Genomic DNA, 23,867 nt, shown 5'->3' on the forward strand with positions numbered 1-23,867 from the left:
TTCATTTTACATATAAATACAAAAAAAGATGGACTGTATGTCGTCCATCTTTTCAGTACTTATTATTCAGCTTCTTGCTCATCAGCAATAGTGTTAAACGTTTCTTGTACCATTTCCCACTCTTCTTCTGATTCGATTGGAAGTAAAACTCCGCCCTCTTCTTCATTTTGCTCATAGGCCATTGCATCATAAATTGGGTCTCCATCTTCATCTACTTCACCGATTGGAGAGAAGATTACGTATGATTTTTTACCAAATTTGTCAGCATCAAAAGTGAAAATAATTTCACATAAATGTTCGTTACCTTTTTCGTCTACAATTGTAATTTGACGTTCTTCCATTTTGGTCACCTCTTATTTTCTATCTAAAAATCCTTGTAAGATTACGACTGCAGCCATCTTATCGATTACTTGTTTTCGCTTCTTACGACTTACATCAGCTGAAATGAGTAGACGTTCCGCTGCCATTGTTGACAAACGCTCGTCCCACATTACAACGTCTAATTGTAACAGCTCTCGTAGGTTTTCTGCAAATTGTTGGCACGCTTCGCCACGTGGGCCAATTGTACCATTCATATTTTTAGGTAAACCTACTACTATTTTGTCCACATTGTACTGCTTTACTAACTCAGAAATACGATCAAAACCAAAGTGACCTCGTTCTTCGTTAATCTTAATTGTTTCTAATCCTTGTGCTGTCCAGCCCATTTCGTCGCTAATTGCAACTCCGACTGTTTTTGTACCTACATCTAAACCTAATATCCGCATAAACTACTCCTCACGATGATGTTTCAAGTAAGACTTCACAAGCTCTTCAATTAACTCATCACGTTCAAGCTTGCGAATGATGCTACGTGCATCTTTATGGCGAGGTATGTATGCTGGGTCTCCACTTAATAAATAACCGACGATTTGGTTAATCGGATTATAGCCTTTTTCTTGAAGTGCATCATACACAGTTAAAAGTACATCATTTACATGGACACTCTGTTTTTCATCTTGAATGCTAAACTTCATTGTTTTATCAAAACCGTCCATTTCAAGCACCTCACTTATATAGTAAGTATAGGGAGAAGAACTTCTCCTCTCCCTACCATTGTACACTACTATCTCTTTATTTTGAAACAGATTTAACGTACTCTTGTACAAATGCTAAAGCTTCCTCAACTTGCGCTGGGTTTTTACCGCCCGCTTGTGCCATATCAGGACGACCACCACCGCCACCGCCACAACGAGAAGCTACTTCTTTCACAAGTTTACCAGCATGGTATCCTTGGCTAATTAAATCTTTCGTTACGCCAGCTAAGATGTTTACTTTGTCATCATTTACAGACGCTAATACGACAACTGCAGATTGTAATTTATTTTTTAGGTCATCCATCATCGTACGTAAGTTGTTCATATCTGCAACATTTACTTTTGCCGCTAATACGTTTACGCCATCAACTGTCATTACAGAATCAGTTAAGTTTCCAGCTTCAATATTGCTTAATTTCGCAGCAAGAGATTCATTTTCTTTTTGCAGTTGTTTCACTTCAGCAAATAGACCATCAACTCTTGTTAAAATATCTTTCGGATTTGTTTTCATTTTTCCTGCTGCTTCTTTTAATAAACCTACTTGATCGTTCATTAATTCGTATGCAGACTTACCAGTTACTGCTTCAATACGACGAGTTCCTGCACCAATACCAGACTCAGCAACGATTTTGAAAATACCGATAGAAGCTGTATTATCAACGTGACAACCACCACAAAGCTCTAAGCTGTAATCGCCAACTTGTACAACGCGTACAACATCTCCGTATTTTTCACCGAATAATGCCATTGCGCCCATTTCTTTCGCTTCTTCGATTGCTTTTTGAGAAATCTCAACATCAATACTTTCCCAAATTTTTTCGTTTACCATACGCTCAATTTTTTCTAATTCGTCAGCTTGTACTTGACCGAAGTGAGAGAAGTCAAAGCGTAGACGTTCAGAAGTTACAAGAGAACCTGCTTGGTTAACGTGTGTTCCAAGTACGTCTTTTAATGCTTGGTGTAGTAAGTGAGTTGCTGTATGGTTCTTCACAACGCTACTACGGTTTTTCGTATCGATAATAGCTTTCACAGCTGCATCTTTCGTTAATGTACCTTCTTCAACAACAACTTTGTGCAAGTTTTGTCCGTTTGGTGCTTTTTGTACATCTTTTACAAGAACTTTCACGCCATCAGCAAGAAGGTAACCACGGTCTGCAATTTGTCCGCCGCTCTCAGCATAGAATGGTGTTACATCAAGCATTAATTGTCCTTCTTCACCTGTTTGTAAGCTGTCTGTGTATTCGCCATTTTTCACAAGTGCAACAACGTTACTTTCTGTTGCAACTGTACCGTAACCAACGAATTCACTCGCTACTTTCACTTCTCCAAGGACACCGCCTTGAACTTGCATAGAATCAACATCTTGACGAGCAGCACGTGCGCGCTCACGTTGTTTTTCCATTTCATTTTCAAAGCCTTCATGATCAACAGTCATACCAGCTTCTTCTGCATATTCTTCTGTTAATTCAATTGGGAAACCGTATGTGTCATATAGACGGAACGCATCTACTCCAGAAATAACAGTTGTTTTTTCTTCTTTAGCTTTTGCGATAACTTCAGCTAAAATTGCTTCACCATCATGAAGTGTTTCGTGGAAACGCTCTTCTTCATTTTTCACAACTTTTGCGATGAAATCTTTCTTTTCAAGTACTTCTGGATAGAAGTCTTTCATTACTTCTCCAACAACCGTTACTAATTCAAACATGAATGGACGGTTGATGTTTAATTTCTTCGAATAACGAACCGCACGGCGTAATAAACGACGTAATACATAACCACGGCCTTCGTTAGATGGAAGAGCACCGTCACCAACAGCGAATGTTACTGTACGGATATGGTCAGCAATTACTTTGAATGCCATATCTTTTTCTAAATCGCCATTACGATATTTTTCACCAGAAATTGTTTCTGTTGCACCAATCATCGGCATGAATAGGTCTGTATCAAAGTTCGTAGGTACATCTTGAACGATAGATGTCATACGCTCTAGACCCATCCCTGTATCAATGTTTTTCTTAGGAAGTGGTGTATATGAACCGTCTGGATTATGGTTAAATTGAGAGAATACAAGGTTCCATACTTCTAAGTAACGCTCGTTTTCTCCGCCTGGATATAATTCTGGGTCACTAAAGTCATTACCGTAAGCTTCTCCGCGGTCATAGAAAATCTCTGTATTCGGTCCACTTGGCCCTTCACCGATATCCCAGAAGTTTTCTTCTAAGCGGATAATACGCTCTTTTGGAACGCCCATTTTCTCATTCCAAATTGTGAATGCTTCTTCATCTTCTGGATGGATTGTAACTGATAGTAATTCTTTATCGAATCCGATCCATTTGTCGCTCGTTAAGAATTCCCAAGCCCATGTAATTGCTTCTTCTTTGAAGTAATCACCAATTGAGAAGTTTCCTAACATTTCAAAGAATGTATGGTGACGAGCTGTTTTCCCTACGTTTTCAATATCGTTTGTACGAATTGATTTTTGAGCATTTGTAATACGTGGATTTTGTGGGATTACACGTCCATCAAAATATTTTTTTAATGTAGCTACACCACTATTAATCCATAGAAGAGATGGATCTTCATGTGGAACTAGTGATGCACTAGGTTCTACTGCATGTCCTTTTTCTTGGAAAAAGTCTAAAAACATTTGACGAATTTGTGCGCCTGTTAGTTGTTTCATTGTATTTTCCTCCTTAAATATAAAAAACTCCCGTCCCTATAAAAGGGACGAGAGTTAACTCGCGATACCACCCTAATTATGAATTGATTACAATAACAATCAATTCATCACCTCATGGTGCCGTAACGTGGCAAGACGGCAGTGATTAGCTGCTCTCAGGATTAGCTTTCTGTTACCCTTCATTTAAAGCTTCTTTCAGCCATATGGAAGCTTCTCTCTATAAATGGACTGTAACGTACTTGTTCCGTCATTGATTTAATGTATTATATGACTAAATATAATAGAATTCTCTTAAGTTTGTCAATGTAGATAATCATTTATATTGTATTAATTGCTTATTAATCATAGGTATTCTACTATTCATTCTTAACAGCCTTTTCATATATTATGCGTTTATTAACAAATCGGAATCTCCTTATAAGAATGATTTATAAAAATTTCTAAATATTACTTTTTTTGCTACAATTAAATTATTGTTAATAAAATAAAGGAGCGATCACAATGACAACCTTACTTAACAAAGCTAAAAACATATTAGCGACTGACGAAACGATATTATTTTACGCAGCATGTTCATTAGACATATTTATTTATCGTTCCGTCGCAAGGCCAGGATTGCTAATTTTAACGAACAAAAGACTATTCTTTTATGGGCCAGATGTAAGTAAGAATCCAATATTTGAAGAGTACTCTTTCGCAAAAATTTCTAATCTAAAAGAACAAAAGCGTCTTTTCAACAATCAAATTATATTTATGTATGATAACGAATGGAAAAAAATAAAACATATTCAAACAAATGATGTGAGCTCCCTCATTCAAAAAATACACGAGCAACTTTATATGATTAGCCCTCTATTTCTTACATAGAGGGCTTCTATACTTACACATCTTCTTTTTTCAAGAGCGGTCTCACATGAACAATGACAGTGCGAATAACTGCTAAAATCGGAACCGATATTAGCAATCCTACAATCCCAGCTACCTCTCCCCCAACTAGTAAGGCAAGCATAATAATAACGGGATGCATACGAAGTGACTTACCAACGATGTAAGGCGATAAAATGTTACTCTCCACAAATTGCAAAATCGCAATCGTGATCCCCGCCTTAATAAGTAAACTCGTTGATACTGTTGCTGCAATCATTAACGTCGGGATCGCTCCTAAAATAGGACCGAAGTATGGGATTATATCCGTTACCCCAATAATAATGCCAAGCAATAATGGATATTTCATACCGATAAACCAAAAAGAAAGAGCTGATACTCCCCCTAATACTAAACAAACAAATAACTGTCCTCGAATATAACTTCCAAGTGACTTATCAATTTCTTTCGCAAGCATTTGCCCCGTACCTCGCCATTTACTTGGGACTAGTTTCCAAAAGATATGATAAAACTCACCATAATCTTTTAATATGTAAAATACAATGAACGGTATTAAGAAAATAATGAGCAATGAATCGAGTACACCACGAGCTGTACTCATCACTTTATTTAAAAGCGCTTGAATCTTCGTTTCCACACCTACAAAAAGTTGTTTCACCTTTTCATGAATGAACGAAGGGAAATTCGCTGTTTGTTCTGTAACGCCATCCATCCACGAATCGTACATCTTTGTAAACTGGGGAAATTGTTCATTAATCTCTTGTAACTGTTTAATAACGACTGGTGTTCCTTTATAAATCCCATAACCAATTCCGCCAAAGAAAAGGATATAAATGAGCAAAATGGCAAGTGTACGGGGCATCCCTTCCTTATGAATTTTTTCAATTAAAGGGTGCAATAAATACGCAATAAAACACGCGATAAGAAACGGCGTGATTGCTACTTTAAATACAAAAATAATCGGTGCCCATAGCGGCTTAATTTTTAAAAAGACGAGCAGACAAAGAAAAACAAGTAACAATAATCCTAAACGATATATCCAAATGATTTTAAGATTCTTCACATGAAAAACCTCCTCCACCTTTATTTTGAAAATAAATGGGGTAGGTTATGTGCGAAACTTTTAAAATCTTTTCATACGGACCATACTGTTTTTTAAAGACGTACATATAAATAACATAACAAGGACAACCACCCTGAGAATACAGCATGAATTAATATAATCAGGAGGGCTAATTATGGTTTTGTTTATGCTTGGATTATCAGCACTTTTTATGATTCTTGAATGGATTTGTATCGGGTTCGGTATTTGGAAGGGGTTCTTTATTCATTCCTCACGTAAAGAAAAAGCGAAGCAATTATGGCAGTATGGAATACTTGGCGTTGGCTGCTACGGTCTATCTTATCTTTTCTCAGAAATCGGACTTTTTTATTTACATATGAGTGCATAAAAAAACTCCCTTGTCTATAAGGGAGTTTTTCACTTTATCGAAATGATTATAAGTAAGACTTAATCATCTTACGTGCTTTTTTCATATTGCGTTTTGAAAATACATCTTGTTTACGAGCATATTGATATGCTGCAGCTCCAACACCTAATGCGATTAATGAATTGCGTAGATTCAAAGTAAATCCCCCTTTTCGTTATCCGATCGTTCTTTCATTCTCATCAAATAAATCATCAAGAGAGCTTAATGAACCGTCTTCCTCAACTTGATGTGTATGGATTTTCCCCTTTGAAACCGATAATTCGATATAACAATTCCAGCAATAAAATTGGTTGACACCTATTTTTCCAATGTCTTTCCCTTTGCAATTTGGACAAATGAACATATGGCTTTCATCTCCTTACAGTCTCCCAGATTCTATTCGCCATTATGTCCAAACTGCATTCATTTATACATTGCTGGAGCCTTTCAACGCTATGCGTTTGAAAGTTTCACTATATAATTTCACCTTGTTACATGAAATCATACGGTGAAATGTTTTCCACGTCCATTTCCTCGCCATTAACTGTGACCATCTGTACTTCTCCTTGTGATTCTTGCAAGCGACTAGCTAAGGTTGTTTGACGCATTGCATCATCAAGGCGATTTACACCAGATTGGAAAGCTGCTTCCTCTCCGCAAATAATAAGGAACTTCTTACTTCTTGTAATGCCCGTGTAAATTAAATTACGACGTAACATACGGTTGTAACTCCTCACGATTGGCATAATAACAATCGGAAATTCACTACCTTGTGATTTATGAATGGAACAACAATATGCATGCGTAATTTGATTTAAATCGGGCTTCGTATACGTTACCTCAATTCCATCAAACGAAACGATAATCATATCTTGTTGCTCAACGTTTTCTTTCGCATAAAACACCGAAACAATTTCCCCAATATCACCATTAAACACTTGGCTCTCCGGCTGATTCACGAGTTGCAGTACTTTATCGCCTCTTCGGTACACAACATCACCGTAAGCAATTTCTTTACTCTTTTCCCTCTTCGGATTAAATACTTGTTGCAGCGCTTCGTTTAATACATTAATACCAGCAGGCCCGCGGTACATCGGTGCTAATACTTGTACATCTCTTGCGCTAAAGCCTTTTGTTTTAGCATTTTCACAAACTTTTTTCACAACCTCAACAATTTGAGCTCCTGTACAGCCGATAAATGAACGATCTTTTTGATTTTGTGCTAAATCTGGTGGTAGAGTTCCATTTTTTATCGCATGGGCAAGTTGAATCACTGATGAGCCTTCCGCTTGACGATAAATTTCAGTAAGCTTCACTGTCGGAACTGCGCCTGCATTTAATAAATCTTTTAATACTTGTCCAGGTCCTACAGATGGCAACTGATCTTCATCACCTACAACGATAACTTGAATGTTCGTCGGCAACGACTTAAATAGCTGATTTGCAAGCCAAATATCAACCATTGAAAATTCATCGATAATAAGGAGCTTACCTTGGACAGGATCCGTTTCATTACGCTGGAACGATCCTTCTGGCGTCCAACCAAGTAAACGGTGAATTGTGCAAGCTGGAAGTCCTGTTGATTCACTCATTCGCTTCGCTGCTCTTCCTGTTGGAGCTGTTAATAGTATTGGAAATGGATTATCATCACTGTATTCATTCGGATTTAACGATAACCCGTGTAGTGATGCATACATTTCAACAATCCCTTTAATAACTGTTGTTTTCCCTGTTCCTGGTCCACCTGTCAATAACATCATCGGTTTATGAAGTGCCGTTTGAATTGCTTCTTGCTGAAACGGTGCATATTGTACGTTCAGTTGTTCTTCAATTTCACCTAACGTTTTTAACACTTCTGCTTCTGGAAATGAAGGTGTTTCTTCTTGATTCATAAGCCTGCGAATAGACTTTACAACACCTTTCTCAGAGTAGAATAACGTTGCTAAATACACTCGTTCTTCTTCTATGATGACTTTCCCTTCGCTTTGCATCGTTTCAATACAACCTATAATATCTTCCTCAGTCACTCTTCCTTCTTGATTGTTTAAAAGTGACATCGTTTCTCTTACAAGTTGATCTTTCCTCATATAAACGTGACCAAGTTGTAATGAGACATTCTCTAATGTGTAAAAACATCCTGCGCGTACACGGTCGTCATGATTACCCGATATCCCTAACGCACGCCCTATATCATCTGCTCTTCCAAAACCAATCCCATCCACTTCTTCGATAAGTTGATACGGATTATTACGAATCACTTCTAATGTCATCTCTTTATATTGCTGGTAAATCTTAATAGAAAGTTTCGTTCCAAAACCGTAGCCATTTAAAAAGCTCATTACTTTCTCTAGCCCTTGATGTTCAACAATTGTCTCATATATTTCCTGAGCCTTTTGTTTATTAACAACACCATTTAATGCCTCAGGGTCATCCATAATTTTCGAAATAGCATGTTCTCCGAGATGGTCCACAATTTTTTCAGCTGTACGCTTTCCTATCCCTTTAAATAAATCACTCGCTAAATATTGCACCATACCTGCTTTTGTTTGCGGCAATTCTTTTTTAAATGTTTCAACCATATATTGTTTTCCATACTTTGGATGGTCCTTAAAGTGACCTGTCAATGTAAACACTTCATCTTCATGCATGCGGGGAAAATGACCGTTTATCATTACTTTCTTTTCGTCATATGTTTCATTCGTTTCAATGACTTTCATACTGACAACGGAATAGAGGTTTTCTTCGTTGTGGAAAATGGTATGAAGAACTTGCGCTTTTATAAACTTTTTCTCTTCCTCAAACAAATCCATTGCATGTTGATTTCCCATCTTTCCTCTCCTTTCCGATATTTTCACTTTAATGAGCAGTACATCCCCCACCTTTTTAGATGAGGGATAACTACCCATTAAACTATATTTTTATCTTATTCAGCTTCTTGCTCTAATAAACGAATGCCATTCCCCGCTAAAAAGTGATCTGGCTGAATTTCAGTTGCTTTCTTAAATAAAGCGAGAGCCTTCTCATTATCTTCCTCAAATACGTACGCAACACCTAAATTGTAATACGCATCTGCATGCTCTTCATCCATTTCTAATACCTTTTCAAAATAAGGTTTCGCCTCTTGAATGTGTTCTAGTCGCGCGAAGCAAAGTCCACACTGGAATACAGCTTCTACATCGTTTTCATCTAATTCTGTTGCTCTTTGTAAGAATGGTAGTGCAAGACGATCATTTCCAAGCTGCACATGTGTGATACCTACCATAAATGTTACATCAGCTGATTGTAACCCAGCTTGCATTGCTTGTTCAAATACAGCTTTCGCCTCATTAAATTGCTCTTGGCCGTAATATACGTTTCCTAAACCATAATAGGCAGCTGCAGATTTATCATCTAACTCTAGTGCACGTTTATAAAATAAAATCGCTCGCTCACTATCACCTAATACGTCTAATAAATTTGCAAAATTAATGTATCCCAGCGCATCTTTCGGATTTTCTTCGATTGCTTCTGTAAAATTTTTAGCTGCTTCTTCCCAATTTCCTTCTTGCATATATTGAATACCTGTTTCAAGTTTGTTTGACATGTCCTTCACCTCTACAACAAATTATAACAAAGAATGTATTTTCCAAGCGAACGAAAATTCGCTTTATGTAAAAGAAACCTCTAACCGCTAATCGGCAGAGGCTTCTCGTTTATCCTAAATAATCCAATTTCTTACCACTACGGTATACTTCATCAATTGTAGCACCGCCTAAGCACTCATCTCCATCATAGAAAACGACTGCTTGTCCTGGTGTAATTGCACGAATTGGCTCATCACAAAGAATACGAACTGTATTTTCATCAACGATTTGAACCGTTACTTTATTGTCTTCTTGACGATAACGGAATTTCGCCGTGCACTTAAATTCTGTTTCTTTTTCTTTGTTACTTACCCATCCTACATTGGTGGCAATAACTTCATCACCATATAGAAGTTCGTTATGGAATCCTTGATCAACATATAAAATGTTTTCTTTTAGGTTTTTCCCAACAGCAAACCATGGATCACCATTACCACCAATTCCAAGGCCATGACGTTGTCCAATTGTATAATACATTAAACCGTCATGCTTCCCTTTCACTTCACCAGATAATGTTTGCATTACACCTGGTTGTGCCGGTAAGTAGTTACTTAAGAAATCTTTAAAGTTACGCTCACCAATGAAGCAAATACCTGTACTATCTTTTTTCGCCGCTGTCGCTAAACCAGCTTCTTTCGCCATTTCACGAATTTGCGGTTTCTTTAATTCACCTAACGGGAACATTGTTTTTGATAATTGCTCTTGGCTTAATTGATTTAAGAAATATGTTTGATCTTTATTATCATCAACACCGCGAAGCATTTTATATTCGCCGTCCATATAAGCAACGCGTGCATAATGGCCTGTTGCCACATAATCCGCACCAAGCGCAATTGCATGCTCTAAAAATGCTTTAAATTTAATTTCTTTATTACACATTACATCTGGGTTTGGTGTACGACCAGCTCGGTACTCATCTAAGAAGTACGTAAATACTTTATCCCAGTATTGTTTTTCAAAGTTTACTGCATAATACGGAATACCAATTTGGTTACACACTTCAATTACATCATTGTAATCTTCTGTTGCTGTGCAGACACCATTCTCATCTGTATCATCCCAGTTTTTCATAAAAATTCCGATTACATCATAACCTTGCTCTTTTAATAAAAGTGCTGCTACAGATGAATCGACGCCACCGGACATTCCGATGACAACGCGTGTTTCGTGAGGTAGTTTGTTCATCATGTCACCTCCCATGCTAATTTTGTGTTAATCGCTTCACGATTTTCACTGTTTCGTACGCCGCTTTTTCAATTTGCTCTTTCGTATTTCCAAGTCCAAAACTAAAGCGTACGGATGAACGTATTTGATCGGAGTCTTTCCCAAACATCGCTACTAATACATGTGATGGATCAATCGAACCAGCTGTACAAGCAGAACCACTTGATACTGAAATGCCAGCTAGGTCTAAGTTCACAAGAAACGGTTCAATGTTCATTCCTGTAAAACTTATATTAAGTACATGCGGTAAGCGATGTTCTAAGTTTCCGTTTACCTCGAAAGTAATGCCTTCATTTTTGAAGACAGATACCATTATATCTTTAAACTCTTCATATTGGGCATTTTTTTGCTCACGAGTTTTTTCAGCTATAAGAATTGCATGCTGAAGCCCAGCAATACTAGGAACATTTTCCGTACCAGCACGGCGTTTTCTTTCTTGCTCTCCGCCTATTAATAACGGTTCAAATTTCACATTTGCACCAGCGTATAAGAAACCTATACCTTTTGGCCCATTAATTTTATGAGCTGAAATTGATAATAAATCAATACCAAACTCTTTCACATTAATTTCTACTAAACCGTAAGCTTGTACCGCATCTGTATGGAAATACGCTTGATGCTCTTTTAACAGCTTTCCTATTTCCACAATCGGTTGCATCGTCCCTACTTCATTATTCCCAAACATAACAGATACAAGAATCGTCTTTTCTGTTAATGCCTTTTGTATGTCAGAAACTTGAATGCGCCCTGTTTCATCGACAGGTAAATATGTCACTTCAAACCCTTCACGCTCTAACAATTCGCACGTATGCAAAATCGCATGATGTTCAATTTGCGTCGTTATTATGTGGTTACCTTTATGACGATTCGCACGTGCTACACCTATAAGCGCTAAATTATCAGCTTCTGTACCACCGCTCGTAAATATAATTTCATTCGGATTCGCATGAATGCTGCGTGCACACACTCGTCTCGCCTCATCTACTGTGTGACGAGTTTGACGTCCATAAAAGTGAATACTAGACGGGTTCCCGAATATTTCTGTCATATATGGAATCATCTTTTCGACCACTTCTGGGTGAGTCGGAGATGTCGCAGCATGATCTAAGTAAATGCGTTCCATTAAATCTCCTTCTTTCCAAATCGTTTCACAAGGAATTAAATGTAAAACATATAGCCCCCGTGATTTTCTTCCTCATAACGTACTAAATCTTCTAACGTTGTACTATCTAACACTTCTTGCACCGCATCACGAACACGCATCCATAACTGGCGCTGTGCTGGCTCTTCTTCTTCTATCATTTCTACAACACTAATCGGTCCCTCTAATACACGTATTACATCACCAGCTGTAATGTTAGCCGGTTGATCAGATAATACATATCCGCCATATGCCCCGCGCGTACTCTTTACAAGACGAGCGTTACGAAGCGGTGAAATTAATTGCTCTAAGTAATGCTCGGATAAGTCATGCGCCTGCGCAATTGATTTTAATGAAATCGGACCTTCACCAAACTTTTTTGCAAGATCAATCATAATTGTTAAGCCATAGCGGCCTTTTGTTGAAATCTTCATCTATTTTGCACCTCGTTTCAAATTTTCACTTCTATTGGTTATATCTTATTTATAAAAAGAACACAATTTAAAATCCTATGAAATTATAGCATAATATAGTATTATAAGAAATTTCAACTTGTGTATCAAAATGATAACATAAAATCACATTGAAAAACTCGGAAATTATTACAATTGAAAGAAAAATGAAAATATTATCCTTCATTTTTCCCATAAAACAGCATCCTATTTCAAATTTCGTAGAAAAAAATGATACGATAGAACGAGATTATATATTAAGGGAGACGGTCCAAATGAAACAACCACTCGCACATCGAATGCGCCCTACAAATATTCAAGAAATTATTGGGCAACAACATTTAGTTGGTGAAGGAAAGATTTTATGGCGAATGGTCCAAGCCAATCATTTTCAATCTATGATTTTATACGGTCCTCCAGGTACAGGAAAAACATCCATTGCCAGTGCAATTGCTGGAAGTACCGGTACCCCGTTTCGTCTATTGAACGCTGTTACTCACAATAAAAAAGATATGGAAGTTGTCGTGCAAGAAGCGAAGATGCATCGACACCTCGTTTTAATTTTAGATGAAGTTCACCGTCTAGATAAAGCAAAGCAAGACTTTCTATTACCTCACTTAGAAAGCGGACTTCTTACTTTAATTGGTGCAACGACAAGTAATCCATTCCATGCAATAAACTCCGCTATTCGAAGCAGGTGTCAAATTTTCGAATTACACGCACTAACAGAAGATGATATTTTAATTGGGTTAAAAAGAGCTTTAGAAGATAAAGAAAAAGGCCTTGGAGAATATGCTGTAACGGTAACAGATGAAGCACTACATCACTTTGCAAACGCCTCTGGTGGTGATATGCGTTCCGCTTATAACGCACTTGAGCTTGCTGTATTATCTAGCTTTACTACAGACGATCAAGCGGCTGAAATCACACTCGAGATTGCGGAAGAATGCTTACAAAAGAAGAGCTTCGTTCACGACAAAGGCGGCGATGCTCATTATGACGTATTATCAGCATTTCAAAAATCAGTGCGCGGAAGTGATGTAAATGCAGCGCTCCATTATTTAGCACGCCTTATTGAAGCAGGTGATTTACAAAGTATTGGCAGACGCCTTCTTATTATGGCTTATGAAGATATTGGACTTGCTAGCCCACAAGCTGGACCACGTACACTAGCTGCAATTGAATCAGCTGAACGAGTTGGATTCCCAGAAGCACGCATCCCACTTGCAAATGCCGTTATCGAGCTATGCTTATCACCAAAATCAAATTCAGCTTATAAAGCACTGGATGCTGCATTACACGATTTACGCAACGGTCAAACAGGTGACATTCCAAGCCATTTAAAAGATAGTCATTACAAAGGCGCAGAATCACTTGGAAGAGGCATTGGATATTTATATCCACACGACCATCCAAACGGCTGGGTAAGGCAACAATACTTACCTGATAAAATAAAAAGCAAGCAATATTATAAACCGAAAACGACAGGGAAATTTGAGCAAGCACTTTCTACTGTTTATGAAAGATTACAAACTTCGAATAAAACGAAAAATAAAGGGTAACATAAACGAAAACGTCACCATTATGGAGGCTTCGCTTATGAAAACACGTCAAGATGCATGGACAAAAGAAGATGATCTCCTTTTAGCAGAAACTGTTTTACGACATATTCGCAGTGGAAGTACACAAATAAAAGCATTTGATGAAGTCGGCGATACGTTGAACCGGACTTCAGCAGCTTGCGGCTTTAGATGGAATGCTGAAGTAAGACCGAATTACGAAGATGCTGTGCAGCTTGCGAAGAAACAACGTAAAGAATTAAAGCGCTCTGAAGCTAAAATAGAAAAAAATCAGTTCACGAAAACGAAACAACTCGTAATCGATGCTGAGTTTTCTGAAGATATTACGCCAAGTAAACAAGAACTTACGATGCAAAATGTCATCTCATTTTTGCAAAACTTGGAGCATAATAACCCTTCACTCGCAAAGTTGCAAACTGAAAATGATGTATTACAAGCTCAGCTCACTTCTCTGCAAAAAACGAATCATGAACTTGAAACGAAATTAGCGGTACTCACAAAAAAACAACAAGCAATCGAAGAAGATTACGCGATGCTTGTTCGAATTATGGATCGTGCTCGAAAACTTGTTTCAGTCGAAGAACAAGAAGAGCAAATTGCCCCGATTTTCAAAACCGATCAAAACGGGAATTTAGATATTATTTATTCTGCAGAGAATTAAAAACAGGGATGTCACTTTTTTAACTGAGTGACATCCCTGTTTGTTTTTGGTGAAGCGCACATATATATGTGCGTGTCGGTAAATGAAATTATATTAACGATTTTTCAAATATATCTATCACAACTTGCAATATATCAACAATTCGACAAAGATTGACAATATCACTCCTCCCTGTCATACAAGGAAACTCCTAATGTTTATTAGATAATTTTTACTAAAATGTTATTGTAAACATATATCTTTAAAGGGAGATGGTTGCTATTTCATTCATAATCTTCAAAATAACTCTCGGCCTTCTCATCCTGACTTTAGCTCTTTTCACCATTAAAAGTCTACACAAGACGTCCGCCTATAAATCAGATAAATATGATTATTACTTACTAACCTTACTTACATTTGAACTAGTAGTGATGCAAATATCCATATTTCTTTAATACATATAAAAAAGCATATATCCGAAATGGATATATGCTTTCACTTTATTCTTGCCCTACACGCTTCACTTCTACGTTTTTAATACGTTCACGTACAACGTGACTTGCCATAATTAGGCCTGCCACTGATGGTACGAATGCATTTGATGAAGGCGGTAATTTCGCTTTACGAATTTTTGCATTTTCGTCTGGTACGATTTCTTTACGTACTTCTTCACGAATTACGATTGGGTTTTCGTCAGAGAAGACAACTTTTACACCTTTTTTAATACCCTCTTTACGAAGCTTCGTACGAATGACTTTCGCAATTGGATCTGTATGTGTTTTCGAGATGTCTGCAATACGGAAACGAGTTGGGTCCATTTTATTTGCAGCACCCATACTTGAGATAATTTTAATTTTACGACGTAAACATTGTTTAATTAAATGAATTTTGAACGTAATCGTATCAGATGCATCCACTACGAAGTCTAAACCGTGCTTAAAGAACTCTTCATATGTTTCATCTGTATAAAACATTTCTAGTCCAATTACTTCACACTCTGGGTTAATGTCTGCGATACGCTCTTTCATTAATTCTACTTTTGAACGCCCTACAGTAGATACTAAAGCGTGAATTTGACGGTTTACGTTTGTAATATCTACAACGTCTTTATCAACTAATACGAGACGCCCTACGCCAGAACGTGCTAACGCTTCAGCTGCAAAAGAACCTACGCCGCCAATTCCTAAAATACCGACTGTACTATTTTTTAATATTTCAAGTCCTTCTTTACCGAAGGCTAATTCATTACGTGAAAATTGATGTAACATTCAGCTCTACACTCCTATTACAAAAATGGTCTACCATGTATTCTAGCGTTTTTCCGACTATTTGTATAGAAAAAGTTATAGAATTCCTAAAAATACATATTTCGAGAATGAAAACATAGACCAGAATTTTCTTTCTTCCTAAATACACGTTTGATTCAGAGAACCGAACAGATTCAGGCGCTGAAGCCAGGAGGAGCGCAGTGTAGAAATACTACTCGAGCACCGGACTGGCATACGTAACGATGAGATGCGACAGTTATCTGAACCGGACTTTTTTAACTTCCTTCCAAAAAAAGTCTAGATGGTATTAGTATAACCATCTAGACCCTATTCTTACTTCTCTTCTTTTAAGCTTAATTTTAAGTTTAACTCTTCAAGCTGCGCTTCTGCAACTGGGCTTGGAGCTTCTGTTAATAAGCAGCTTGCGCTTGCTGTTTTCGGAAATGCAATTGTATCACGAAGGTTCGTACGGCCTGCAAGTAACATAACAAGACGATCTAAACCTAATGCGATTCCGCCGTGTGGTGGTGTACCGTATTCGAATGCTTCTAATAAGAATCCGAATTGCTCTTGCGCTTCTTCTTGTGAGAATCCAAGTGCTTTGAACATTTTTTCTTGTACGTCACGCTCGTAAATACGAAGTGATCCACCACCAAGCTCATAACCGTTTAATACAAGGTCATATGCTTGTGCACGTGCTTTTTCTGGTGCTGTTTCTAGTAACTCAACGTCTTCACGGAATGGCATTGTGAATGGGTGGTGAGCTGCGAAGTAACGATCTGCATCTTCATCGTACTCAAGAAGTGGCCAATCCGTTACCCATAGGAAGTTAAATTTACTTTCGTCAATTAGCTCAAGCTCTTTACCTAGACGTAAACGAAGTGCGCCTAAGCTATCTGCAACAACGCTCTTCTTATCTGCTACGAATAGTAATAAGTCGCCAGCAGTAGCTTCTAATGTGCTCATTAACACATTTGCATCTTCTTCACTGAAGAATTTCGCAATCGGTCCTTTTAGGCCGTCTTCTTCCACTTTAAGCCAAGCTAAACCTTTCGCACCGTATACTTTCACGAATTCAGTTAATGCATCGATGTCTTTACGAGAGTATTTGCTCGCAGCGCCTTTTGCATTAATTGCTTTTACTTGTCCGCCGCTTTCTACAGCACTTGTAAACACTTTAAAGCCACAACCTGCTGCAAACTCAGATAAGTCTGTTAGTTCCATTTCAAAGCGTGTATCTGGCTTATCAGAACCGTAGCGAGCCATTGCATCAGCATATTTCATACGAGGGAATGGTGCACTAACTTCTACACCCTTTGCATCCTTCATAACTTTCGTCATCATACGCTCCATCATATCTAAAATTTCATCTTGTGTTAAGAATGAAGCTTCGATATCGATTTGCGTGAATTCCGGTTGACGATCCGCACGTAAATCTTCGTCACGGAAACAACGTGCTACTTGATAGTAGCGCTCAAATCCGCCGACCATAAGAAGCTGTTTAAATAACTGTGGTGACTGTGGTAATGCATAGAATTCACCATCATGTACACGACTTGGTACTAAATAGTCACGAGCTCCTTCTGGCGTGCTTTTCGTTAAAATTGGTGTTTCTACTTCTAAGAACTCTTCTGTATCTAGGAAGTTACGAATTGTTTTTGTTACGTCGTGACGCATTTTGAATGTGTTGAACATTACGGGACGACGTAAGTCTAAATAACGATATTTTAAACGCACATCTTCTGATGCATCTGTATCATCAGCAATGATAATTGGCGTTGTTTTCGCTGCATTTAGTACATTTACTTTTATTGCTTGTACTTCAATACGACCAGTCGCCATATTGTCATTAATTGCGCCTTCACCACGTTCAACAACTGTACCTTCTACGTGTAATACGTATTCGCTACGAATTGTTTCTGCTACTTCTAACGCTTCTTTTGATGTTTCTGGGTTAAATACAACTTGTACGATACCTGTACGGTCACGTAAATCGATAAAGATTAATCCACCTAAGTCACGGCGTTTTTGTACCCAACCTTTTAATTGAACCGTCTGTCCAACTGCTTCTACTGTTACTTTTCCACATGAATGTGTTCTTTCAGCCACTGTAAGTTCCCCCTATATTAATTTCTCTGCTACGTATGAAGCAAATACATCTAATGCTACTTCTTCTTGTTCGCCCGTTGCCATATCTTTTAAGTTAATGATGCCTTTATCTAGCTCATCTTCCCCTAATACAGCTACAAATTTCGCTTTTAGACGATCTGCTGATTTAAATTGTGCTTTCATTTTGCGGTCTAAATAATCTTTCTCAACTGATAATCCAGCTTTTCGAAGATCAAACGCAACTTTTGCAGCATGATCTTTTGCTTTTTCACCAAGCGCTACAACGTAACAATCAATGCTATGTTCAATTGGTAATTCAATATTTTCAGCTTTTAGCGCCATAATTAAACGTTCAATACTCATCGCAAAACCGATACCTGGCATTTCTGGTCCACCGATTTCTTGTACAAGTCCGTTGTAACGTCCACCACCACTTAATGTAGTGATAGCACCGAAACCTTCTGCCTCACTCATAATTTCAAATACAGTGTGTTGGTAGTAGTCTAAACCACGTACTAAGTTCGGATCTTTTTCAAATGGAACATCCATCATCGTTAATAGTTCTTGAACTTTGTCGTAGTATACTGCTGAATCTTCGTTTAAGTATTCTGTAATAGATGGTGCTGTTCCCATTAATTCATGGTTACGGTCCTTCTTACAATCTAAAATACGAAGAGGGTTCTTTTCTAAACGAGATTGACAGTCAGAACAGAACTCACCGATACGTGGCTCAAAGTGTGCGATTAATGCATCACGGTGTGCTTGACGGCTTGCTGTGTCACCTAAACTGTTTAATACAACTTTAATATTTTTTAAGCCCATGCCGCGGTAAAATTCAACAGCAAGTGCAATTACTTCTGCATCAATTGCAGGGTCATTACTGCCGATTGCTTCGATACCGAATTGTACGAATTGACGATAGCGACCCGCTTGTGGTCTTTCATAACGGAACATTTGACCGATATAATATAATTTCGTTGGTTGTGTTGCGTCACCGAACATTTTATTTTCAACGTAAGAACGTACAACAGGTGCAGTGCCTTCTGGACGTAATGTTAAGCTGCGCTCTCCACGATCTTGGAATGAGTACATTTCTTTTTGTACGATATCTGTCGTATCACCAACACCACGTAAAAATAACTCAGTGTGTTCAAAAATCGGTGTACGAATTTCTTTATAATTGTAACGACGGCAAATTTCGCGTGCTTGCCCTTCGATATACTGCCATAACTCAACAGTGCCTGGAAGAATATCTTGCGTTCCCCGTGGGATTTGAATAGACATATTCAGTTCCTCCTCAAATTGTTTTAATCTTAATAAAAATAAAAAAACTCCCGCCTCTACTGTTTGAACAGTAGGGACGAGAGTATTATACCCGTGGTGCCACCCTAATTGAAGCACGTATGCTTCCACTTTTTTAATAACGCTTAAATGTGCGTTCATCCCTACTAAGCGTATATGCCGTTCAAGTTGAAACCTCTAGAGTGTCATTCAATCAGTCATCATGTAGAAATGTTTTCAGCCTAAGACATTTCTTCTCTTTCCATGTGTGTCTCATTTACTCTTCTCTATCAACGGTTATATTCATATGTAAATATAAAATTACTATACGTTTGTTCAGTAGGATTGTCAAGTGCTCTAAGAGCGTTCAATCTGCTTCTTTAAACGCTTTACATCTTGAAGAGAAATCCCAAACTCGGAAGCAAGCTCCATTGAAGTATTGTTTTGCTCTTTTGAAATAAAATCATGAAAATTCACGTTAAATAGCTGATTTGCACCATTTGTAACAGAATGCCCTTTTTCATTCATACGCATACGTATATCCCTCACATTCAATATGGATGTTTTACTTTTTATTGTTCCATATTGATGAGAGAGTTATACATAACCGAAACTGCTATTGATTCCAAATAAACATTAGTATTCGATTTACAACAATAACAATAGCCAGTCCACTTGCTAGCATATGATGCTTCAAATGATATAATGCTACAATACCTACTCCAAATACGATAATTTCTAGTAATACATGTAATATACCTTGTACTTCCCATTCTGCATGTGGAGCTCCAAATAGCCCCCAAATGACAGCAAAAACAATTGGAATTATAATAGCAAGTGTAATTTTTATAGCCATTGTTGTTCCTACTCGAACCCCCCAGTATCCAACAATCCCAAGAATACATAACTCTAGCATAAAACGTAAAGCTATATTAAATTCTTGAAGCATACTACACCTTCTTTTCCTTTTATTCCCCTTTAAATTAATCCTATGATAAATGAACAAAACATACAACAATGTATAAAAAAGAGAGGATTATATAACCCTCTCTTTTTTATCAACACTATTTACTTTCTACAATTAAGGTCACCGGACCATCATTGATCAAAGAAACATCCATCATTGCTCCGAACTTTCCTGTTTCCACATGTAATCCTTGTTTACGAACTTCTTCATTAAAGAAATCGTATAAACGCTCTGCATAGTCAGGTTTCGCAGCATCCATAAAGTTTGGACGTCTTCCCTTGCGGCAATCTCCGTATAATGTGAATTGCGAAATAGATAGAACTTGTCCTTCTACATCAAGTACAGAATGATTCATCTTTCCGCTCTCATCTTCAAAAATACGTAAGTTCGCAATTTTTTCTGCAATGTAAGTTGCATCTTTTTCTGTATCTTCATGCGTAATGCCAACTAGTAATGTTAAACCGAACGGAATTTGTCCTACGATCTCACCGTCTACTGTGACAGACGCTTTCTTTGATCGTTGTAAAACAACTCTCATCTTTCTACACTCCCTATTAATGCATCATGCGTCGTACTGCATAAATTTCTGGAACGCGTTTAATGCGTTCTACTACTTTTTTCAAGTGTTGTAAGTTACGAATCGAGATTGACATATTAATTGTTGCCATCTTATTACGGTCACTTCTACCAGAAACAGCTGAAATGTACGTTTTCGTCTCTGTAACAGCTTGCAGTACTTCATTTAATAAACCACGGCGATCGTAACCTGAAATTTCAATATCAACGTTATACTCAATTTCTTTTTCAGGGCTACCTTCCCACTCTACTTCTAATAATCGTTCTACAGCTTCTTCTGTATGAACGTTTACACAATCACGGCGGTGAATCGATACACCTCGACCTTTCGTAATATACCCAACGATATCATCACCTGGAACTGGGTTACAGCATTTCGATAAACGGATTAATAAATTATCAGCACCGCTTACCTTTACACCAGAATCCCATTTTCGAATTTTCATCGGTTTACGAACTTCTTTAACTTCAACAATTTCTTCTTCTTCGCGTTGTTTGCGGAACTTGTCCGTTAGTCGCGTAACAATTTGCGAAGCTGTAATTCCACTATATCCAACTGCTGCAAACATATCTTCTTCATTTGCAAAGTTAAATTTTTCAGCGACGCGTTTTAAGTTATCAGGCGCTAATACTTCTTTCATCTCATACTCTAGACCACGTACTTCCTTTTCAACAAGTTCACGGCCTTTTTCAATATTTTCGTCTCTACGTTGTTTCTTAAAGAATTGACGAATTTTATTTTTCGCATGAGATGTTTGAGCAAGTTTTACCCAATCTTGACTTGGGCCATATGAATGTTTCGACGTTAAAATTTCAATGATGTCGCCTGTTTTTAATTTATAATCCAGCGTCACCATTTTCCCGTTTACTTTTGCACCAATTGTTTTATTCCCAATTTCCGAATGGACACGATACGCGAAATCAATCGGAACCGATCCAAGTGGTAATTCCATTACATCGCCTTTCGGTGTAAAGACGAACACCATGTCAGAGAATAAATCAATTTTTAATGACTCCATAAATTCTTCTGCATTAGAAGCTTCATTTTGCCATTCTAATATTTGACGGAACCATGTGAGTTTCTTCTCTAATGTACCTGTTGTTTCTGCTGTTTTTCCTTCTTTGTACGCCCAGTGTGCCGCGATCCCGAATTCTGCAATTTCGTGCATTTCTTTCGTTCGAATTTGCACTTCAAGTGGATCACCTTTCGGTCCAATTACAGTCGTATGAAGAGATTGATATAGATTTGCTTTTGGCATTGCAATATAATCTTTAAAACGACCTGGCATCGGCTTCCAGCACGTATGAATAATTCCAAGCACCGCATAACAATCTTTAATACTATTTACAACGACACGTACAGCTAATAAATCGTAAATTTCATTGAACTGCTTATTTTGCAGTGCCATTTTACGATAAATACTGTAAATATGTTTCGGTCTTCCAGAAATCTCAGGTTGTATCGCAACTTCGTCTAATTTCTCACGAATACCAGTCATTACTTCCTCTAAATATTCTTCACGTTCTGCACGTTTACGCTTCATTAAATTTACAATACGATAATATTGTTGTGGATTTAAATAGCGAAGTGACGTATCCTCTAGCTCCCACTTAATAGTACTAATTCCGAGTCTATGTGCTAAAGGTGCAAAGATTTCTAACGTTTCATTCGCTATGCGACGCTGCTTCTCTTGAGGCAAATGTTTCAATGTACGCATGTTATGAAGACGATCAGCTAGTTTAATTAAAATAACTCGAATATCTTGAGCCATTGCAATAAACATTTTGCGATGGTTTTCTGCTTGTTGTTGTTCGTGAGATTTATATTTAATCTTCCCAAGCTTTGTAACACCATCAACAAGCATAGCAATTTCTTTGTTAAATTCCCGTTCAATATCTTCTAACGTAATCTCTGTATCTTCCACTACATCATGTAAGAAACCTGCTGATACCGTAGCTGGATCCATGTGTAAATCAACTAAAATACCTGCAACTTGAATCGGATGAATAATATACGGTTCACCCGATTTTCTATATTGTTCGCTATGCGCATCACGTGCATATTCATAGGCACGTGCCACTAGCTCAATATCTTCATCCGCTAAATATTGACTTGCTTTCTCGAGTACCTGTTCAGCTGTTAGTACCTGCTCATTTGCCATCGAATCACCTTTTATTGAAAATTGACTTTATCTTTATTTAATAGAATAAATTATATTCTATCATTATAACCCAATGATTGTGAATTGTGAAAAGGAAAAGATTTTACTGACATTTCACCATGATTTTTTGTTCAATTATACAAAAGTACCCGCTCCTCTCCAAGAGATTCACGGGTACTTTTTATCACCGTAGTTTTACCTATATAGTGATTAGTATTTTTCTAATACTAATACATCGTAACCATCTAACATTTTACGACCATCTAAGTAAGTAAGTTCTACTAAGAATGCAATCCCTGCTACAACTCCGCCAAGTTCTTCAACTAACTTAATTGTCGCTTCGATTGTTCCACCTGTAGCTAATAGATCATCTGTAATTAATACGCGTTGACCTGGCTTAATTGCATCTTTATGGATTGTTAAAACATCTTTACCATATTCTTTACCGTAGTCAACTGTAATTACTTCACGTGGTAATTTTCCTAATTTACGAACTGGTGCAAATCCTACTTCTAACGCATAAGAAACTGGGCAACCGATAATGAAACCACGAGCTTCTGGTCCTACTACAACATCGATATCTCTTTCTTTTGCGTACTCAACGATTGCATCTGTTGCTGCTTTGTATGCTTTACCGTCATTCATTAAAGGTGTAATGTCTTTAAACACAATACCTTCTTTCGGATAATCCGGTACAATTGCGATATGTTGCTTGAAATCCATATTTCTGAATC

The 23,867-nt window shown here is 37.6% G+C and carries 24 protein-coding genes and 2 other annotated features; of the genes, 4 read left to right on the forward strand and 20 right to left on the reverse strand.

All coding sequences use genetic code 11. The annotated features are described in order from the left end of the window. Positions 1-62 precede the first annotated feature (62 nt). The 4 genes from MR143_RS04695 to alaS form a co-directional block, all read right to left on the reverse strand. The gene (locus MR143_RS04695) at positions 63-341 is read right to left on the reverse strand and encodes a DUF1292 domain-containing protein (RefSeq protein WP_000392730.1); all 279 of its coding nucleotides are present in this window, start codon (positions 339-341) and stop codon (positions 63-65) included. A 12-nt stretch (positions 342-353) separates the two neighbouring features. Then, positions 354-767: a Holliday junction resolvase RuvX gene (ruvX, locus tag MR143_RS04700; protein WP_001221192.1), complete on the reverse strand. Its 414-nt coding sequence runs from the start codon at positions 765-767 to the stop codon at positions 354-356. Positions 768-770: 3 nt separating this feature from the next. Next, on the reverse strand, positions 771-1,037 hold the full coding sequence (locus tag MR143_RS04705) for an IreB family regulatory phosphoprotein (RefSeq protein WP_000348590.1): 267 nt from the start codon (positions 1,035-1,037) through the stop codon (positions 771-773). 76 nt (positions 1,038-1,113) lie between these two features. Next, complete coding sequence (gene alaS, locus MR143_RS04710) at positions 1,114-3,756, reverse strand: alanine--tRNA ligase (protein WP_131251098.1); 2,643 nt, start codon at positions 3,754-3,756, stop codon at positions 1,114-1,116. 40 nt (positions 3,757-3,796) lie between these two features. Then, positions 3,797-4,016, reverse strand: a binding site (T-box leader). Positions 4,017-4,257: 241 nt separating this feature from the next. Between alaS and MR143_RS04715 the strand changes: the two genes are divergently transcribed. Further along, a complete protein-coding gene (locus MR143_RS04715; protein ID WP_000209464.1) occupies positions 4,258-4,623 on the forward strand; it encodes a PH domain-containing protein in 366 nt (121 codons plus the stop codon). A 13-nt stretch (positions 4,624-4,636) separates the two neighbouring features. On the opposite strand, the gene MR143_RS04720 is transcribed toward MR143_RS04715, so the two are convergent. After that, positions 4,637-5,704: an AI-2E family transporter gene (locus MR143_RS04720; protein WP_000793128.1), complete on the reverse strand. Its 1,068-nt coding sequence runs from the start codon at positions 5,702-5,704 to the stop codon at positions 4,637-4,639. A 175-nt stretch (positions 5,705-5,879) separates the two neighbouring features. Here MR143_RS04720 and MR143_RS04725 point away from each other — a divergent pair, with 175 nt between their 5' ends. Beyond that, positions 5,880-6,092 (forward strand): hypothetical protein, encoded by a 213-nt coding sequence (locus tag MR143_RS04725; protein ID WP_000242536.1) that lies wholly within the window; start codon positions 5,880-5,882, stop codon positions 6,090-6,092. 46 nt (positions 6,093-6,138) lie between these two features. On the opposite strand, the gene MR143_RS04730 is transcribed toward MR143_RS04725, so the two are convergent. The 7 genes from MR143_RS04730 to cymR all read right to left on the reverse strand — a co-directional run bounded on the left by MR143_RS04730 (position 6,139) and on the right by cymR (position 12,532). Beyond that, the gene (locus tag MR143_RS04730) at positions 6,139-6,267 is read right to left on the reverse strand and encodes a YrzQ family protein (protein WP_001053553.1); all 129 of its coding nucleotides are present in this window, start codon (positions 6,265-6,267) and stop codon (positions 6,139-6,141) included. A gap of 18 nt (positions 6,268-6,285) precedes the next feature. After that, positions 6,286-6,474, reverse strand: coding sequence for a hypothetical protein (locus MR143_RS04735; protein WP_000469281.1), 189 nt, complete (start codon positions 6,472-6,474; stop codon positions 6,286-6,288). 127 nt (positions 6,475-6,601) lie between these two features. Next, positions 6,602-8,938 carry an SF1B family DNA helicase RecD2 gene (gene recD2, locus MR143_RS04740; protein WP_000528087.1) on the reverse strand — a complete coding sequence of 779 codons (2,337 nt, stop codon included), beginning with the start codon at positions 8,936-8,938 and terminating at the stop codon, positions 6,602-6,604. Positions 8,939-9,033: 95 nt separating this feature from the next. Continuing rightward, a complete protein-coding gene (locus MR143_RS04745) occupies positions 9,034-9,693 on the reverse strand; it encodes a tetratricopeptide repeat protein (RefSeq protein ID WP_000066404.1) in 660 nt (219 codons plus the stop codon). A 109-nt stretch (positions 9,694-9,802) separates the two neighbouring features. Further along, positions 9,803-10,918 (reverse strand): tRNA 2-thiouridine(34) synthase MnmA, encoded by a 1,116-nt coding sequence (gene mnmA, locus MR143_RS04750; protein WP_001038010.1) that lies wholly within the window; start codon positions 10,916-10,918, stop codon positions 9,803-9,805. 16 nt (positions 10,919-10,934) lie between these two features. Next, positions 10,935-12,080, reverse strand: a complete 1,146-nt coding sequence (locus MR143_RS04755; protein WP_000439895.1) for a cysteine desulfurase family protein — start codon at positions 12,078-12,080, stop codon at positions 10,935-10,937. 35 nt (positions 12,081-12,115) lie between these two features. Further along, a complete protein-coding gene (gene cymR / locus MR143_RS04760; RefSeq protein ID WP_000704116.1) occupies positions 12,116-12,532 on the reverse strand; it encodes a cysteine metabolism transcriptional regulator CymR in 417 nt (138 codons plus the stop codon). A gap of 293 nt (positions 12,533-12,825) precedes the next feature. Between cymR and MR143_RS04765 the strand changes: the two genes are divergently transcribed. Beyond that, complete coding sequence (locus MR143_RS04765; protein WP_000812921.1) at positions 12,826-14,112, forward strand: replication-associated recombination protein A; 1,287 nt, start codon at positions 12,826-12,828, stop codon at positions 14,110-14,112. A gap of 37 nt (positions 14,113-14,149) precedes the next feature. Continuing rightward, positions 14,150-14,791: an RsfA family transcriptional regulator gene (locus MR143_RS04770; protein WP_000857722.1), complete on the forward strand. Its 642-nt coding sequence runs from the start codon at positions 14,150-14,152 to the stop codon at positions 14,789-14,791. 479 nt (positions 14,792-15,270) lie between these two features. On the opposite strand, the gene MR143_RS04775 is transcribed toward MR143_RS04770, so the two are convergent. From MR143_RS04775 to MR143_RS04810, 8 genes are all read right to left on the reverse strand, one after another. Further along, positions 15,271-16,038 (reverse strand): tRNA threonylcarbamoyladenosine dehydratase, encoded by a 768-nt coding sequence (locus MR143_RS04775; RefSeq protein ID WP_000903177.1) that lies wholly within the window; start codon positions 16,036-16,038, stop codon positions 15,271-15,273. Positions 16,039-16,371: 333 nt separating this feature from the next. Continuing rightward, entirely contained in the window at positions 16,372-18,147 is a 1,776-nt protein-coding gene (gene aspS / locus MR143_RS04780; protein WP_000840926.1) for an aspartate--tRNA ligase, read from the reverse strand. 12 nt (positions 18,148-18,159) lie between these two features. Next, complete coding sequence (gene hisS, locus MR143_RS04785) at positions 18,160-19,431, reverse strand: histidine--tRNA ligase (RefSeq protein WP_033673109.1); 1,272 nt, start codon at positions 19,429-19,431, stop codon at positions 18,160-18,162. Positions 19,432-19,500: 69 nt separating this feature from the next. Beyond that, positions 19,501-19,731, reverse strand: a binding site (T-box leader). A gap of 54 nt (positions 19,732-19,785) precedes the next feature. Then, positions 19,786-19,962: a hypothetical protein gene (locus MR143_RS04790; protein WP_001242605.1), complete on the reverse strand. Its 177-nt coding sequence runs from the start codon at positions 19,960-19,962 to the stop codon at positions 19,786-19,788. A gap of 82 nt (positions 19,963-20,044) precedes the next feature. Then, positions 20,045-20,377, reverse strand: a complete 333-nt coding sequence (locus tag MR143_RS04795) for a YrdB family protein (RefSeq protein ID WP_000938752.1) — start codon at positions 20,375-20,377, stop codon at positions 20,045-20,047. Between the two features lie 115 nt (positions 20,378-20,492). Further along, positions 20,493-20,933 carry a D-tyrosyl-tRNA(Tyr) deacylase gene (locus MR143_RS04800; protein ID WP_001266965.1) on the reverse strand — a complete coding sequence of 147 codons (441 nt, stop codon included), beginning with the start codon at positions 20,931-20,933 and terminating at the stop codon, positions 20,493-20,495. 16 nt (positions 20,934-20,949) lie between these two features. After that, the gene (gene relA, locus MR143_RS04805) at positions 20,950-23,133 is read right to left on the reverse strand and encodes a GTP diphosphokinase (protein WP_001262803.1); all 2,184 of its coding nucleotides are present in this window, start codon (positions 23,131-23,133) and stop codon (positions 20,950-20,952) included. Positions 23,134-23,343: 210 nt separating this feature from the next. Then, positions 23,344-23,856 (reverse strand): adenine phosphoribosyltransferase, encoded by a 513-nt coding sequence (locus MR143_RS04810; RefSeq protein ID WP_000346215.1) that lies wholly within the window; start codon positions 23,854-23,856, stop codon positions 23,344-23,346. Positions 23,857-23,867: the final 11 nt, after the last annotated feature.

Source organism: Bacillus cereus group sp. BfR-BA-01347 (genome assembly GCF_022663835.1).
GTDB lineage: Bacteria > Bacillota > Bacilli > Bacillales > Bacillaceae_G > Bacillus_A > Bacillus_A thuringiensis_K.

Bases quoted from the DNA above. Each gene is read 5' to 3' on its own strand.
- MR143_RS04765 (WP_000812921.1), top strand. From the start codon at position 12,826: ATGAAACAACCACTCGCACATCGAATGCGCCCTACAAATATTCAAGAA.
- MR143_RS04695 (WP_000392730.1), bottom strand. From the start codon at position 341: ATGGAAGAACGTCAAATTACAATTGTAGACGAAAAAGGTAACGAACAT.
- MR143_RS04755 (WP_000439895.1), bottom strand. From the start codon at position 12,080: ATGGAACGCATTTACTTAGATCATGCTGCGACATCTCCGACTCACCCA.
- MR143_RS04770 (WP_000857722.1), top strand. From the start codon at position 14,150: ATGAAAACACGTCAAGATGCATGGACAAAAGAAGATGATCTCCTTTTA.
- MR143_RS04715 (WP_000209464.1), top strand. From the start codon at position 4,258: ATGACAACCTTACTTAACAAAGCTAAAAACATATTAGCGACTGACGAA.
- recD2 (WP_000528087.1), bottom strand. From the start codon at position 8,938: ATGGGAAATCAACATGCAATGGATTTGTTTGAGGAAGAGAAAAAGTTT.
- MR143_RS04725 (WP_000242536.1), top strand. From the start codon at position 5,880: ATGGTTTTGTTTATGCTTGGATTATCAGCACTTTTTATGATTCTTGAA.
- MR143_RS04800 (WP_001266965.1), bottom strand. From the start codon at position 20,933: ATGAGAGTTGTTTTACAACGATCAAAGAAAGCGTCTGTCACAGTAGAC.
- MR143_RS04735 (WP_000469281.1), bottom strand. From the start codon at position 6,474: ATGTTCATTTGTCCAAATTGCAAAGGGAAAGACATTGGAAAAATAGGT.
- MR143_RS04775 (WP_000903177.1), bottom strand. From the start codon at position 16,038: ATGTTACATCAATTTTCACGTAATGAATTAGCCTTCGGTAAAGAAGGA.
- cymR (WP_000704116.1), bottom strand. From the start codon at position 12,532: ATGAAGATTTCAACAAAAGGCCGCTATGGCTTAACAATTATGATTGAT.
- hisS (WP_033673109.1), bottom strand. From the start codon at position 19,431: ATGTCTATTCAAATCCCACGGGGAACGCAAGATATTCTTCCAGGCACT.
- alaS (WP_131251098.1), bottom strand. From the start codon at position 3,756: ATGAAACAACTAACAGGCGCACAAATTCGTCAAATGTTTTTAGACTTT.
- relA (WP_001262803.1), bottom strand. From the start codon at position 23,133: ATGGCAAATGAGCAGGTACTAACAGCTGAACAGGTACTCGAGAAAGCA.
- ruvX (WP_001221192.1), bottom strand. From the start codon at position 767: ATGCGGATATTAGGTTTAGATGTAGGTACAAAAACAGTCGGAGTTGCA.
- MR143_RS04810 (WP_000346215.1), bottom strand. From the start codon at position 23,856: ATGGATTTCAAGCAACATATCGCAATTGTACCGGATTATCCGAAAGAA.
- MR143_RS04705 (WP_000348590.1), bottom strand. From the start codon at position 1,037: ATGGACGGTTTTGATAAAACAATGAAGTTTAGCATTCAAGATGAAAAA.
- MR143_RS04795 (WP_000938752.1), bottom strand. From the start codon at position 20,377: ATGCTTCAAGAATTTAATATAGCTTTACGTTTTATGCTAGAGTTATGT.
- MR143_RS04745 (WP_000066404.1), bottom strand. From the start codon at position 9,693: ATGTCAAACAAACTTGAAACAGGTATTCAATATATGCAAGAAGGAAAT.
- mnmA (WP_001038010.1), bottom strand. From the start codon at position 10,918: ATGAACAAACTACCTCACGAAACACGCGTTGTCATCGGAATGTCCGGT.
- MR143_RS04790 (WP_001242605.1), bottom strand. From the start codon at position 19,962: ATGCGTATGAATGAAAAAGGGCATTCTGTTACAAATGGTGCAAATCAG.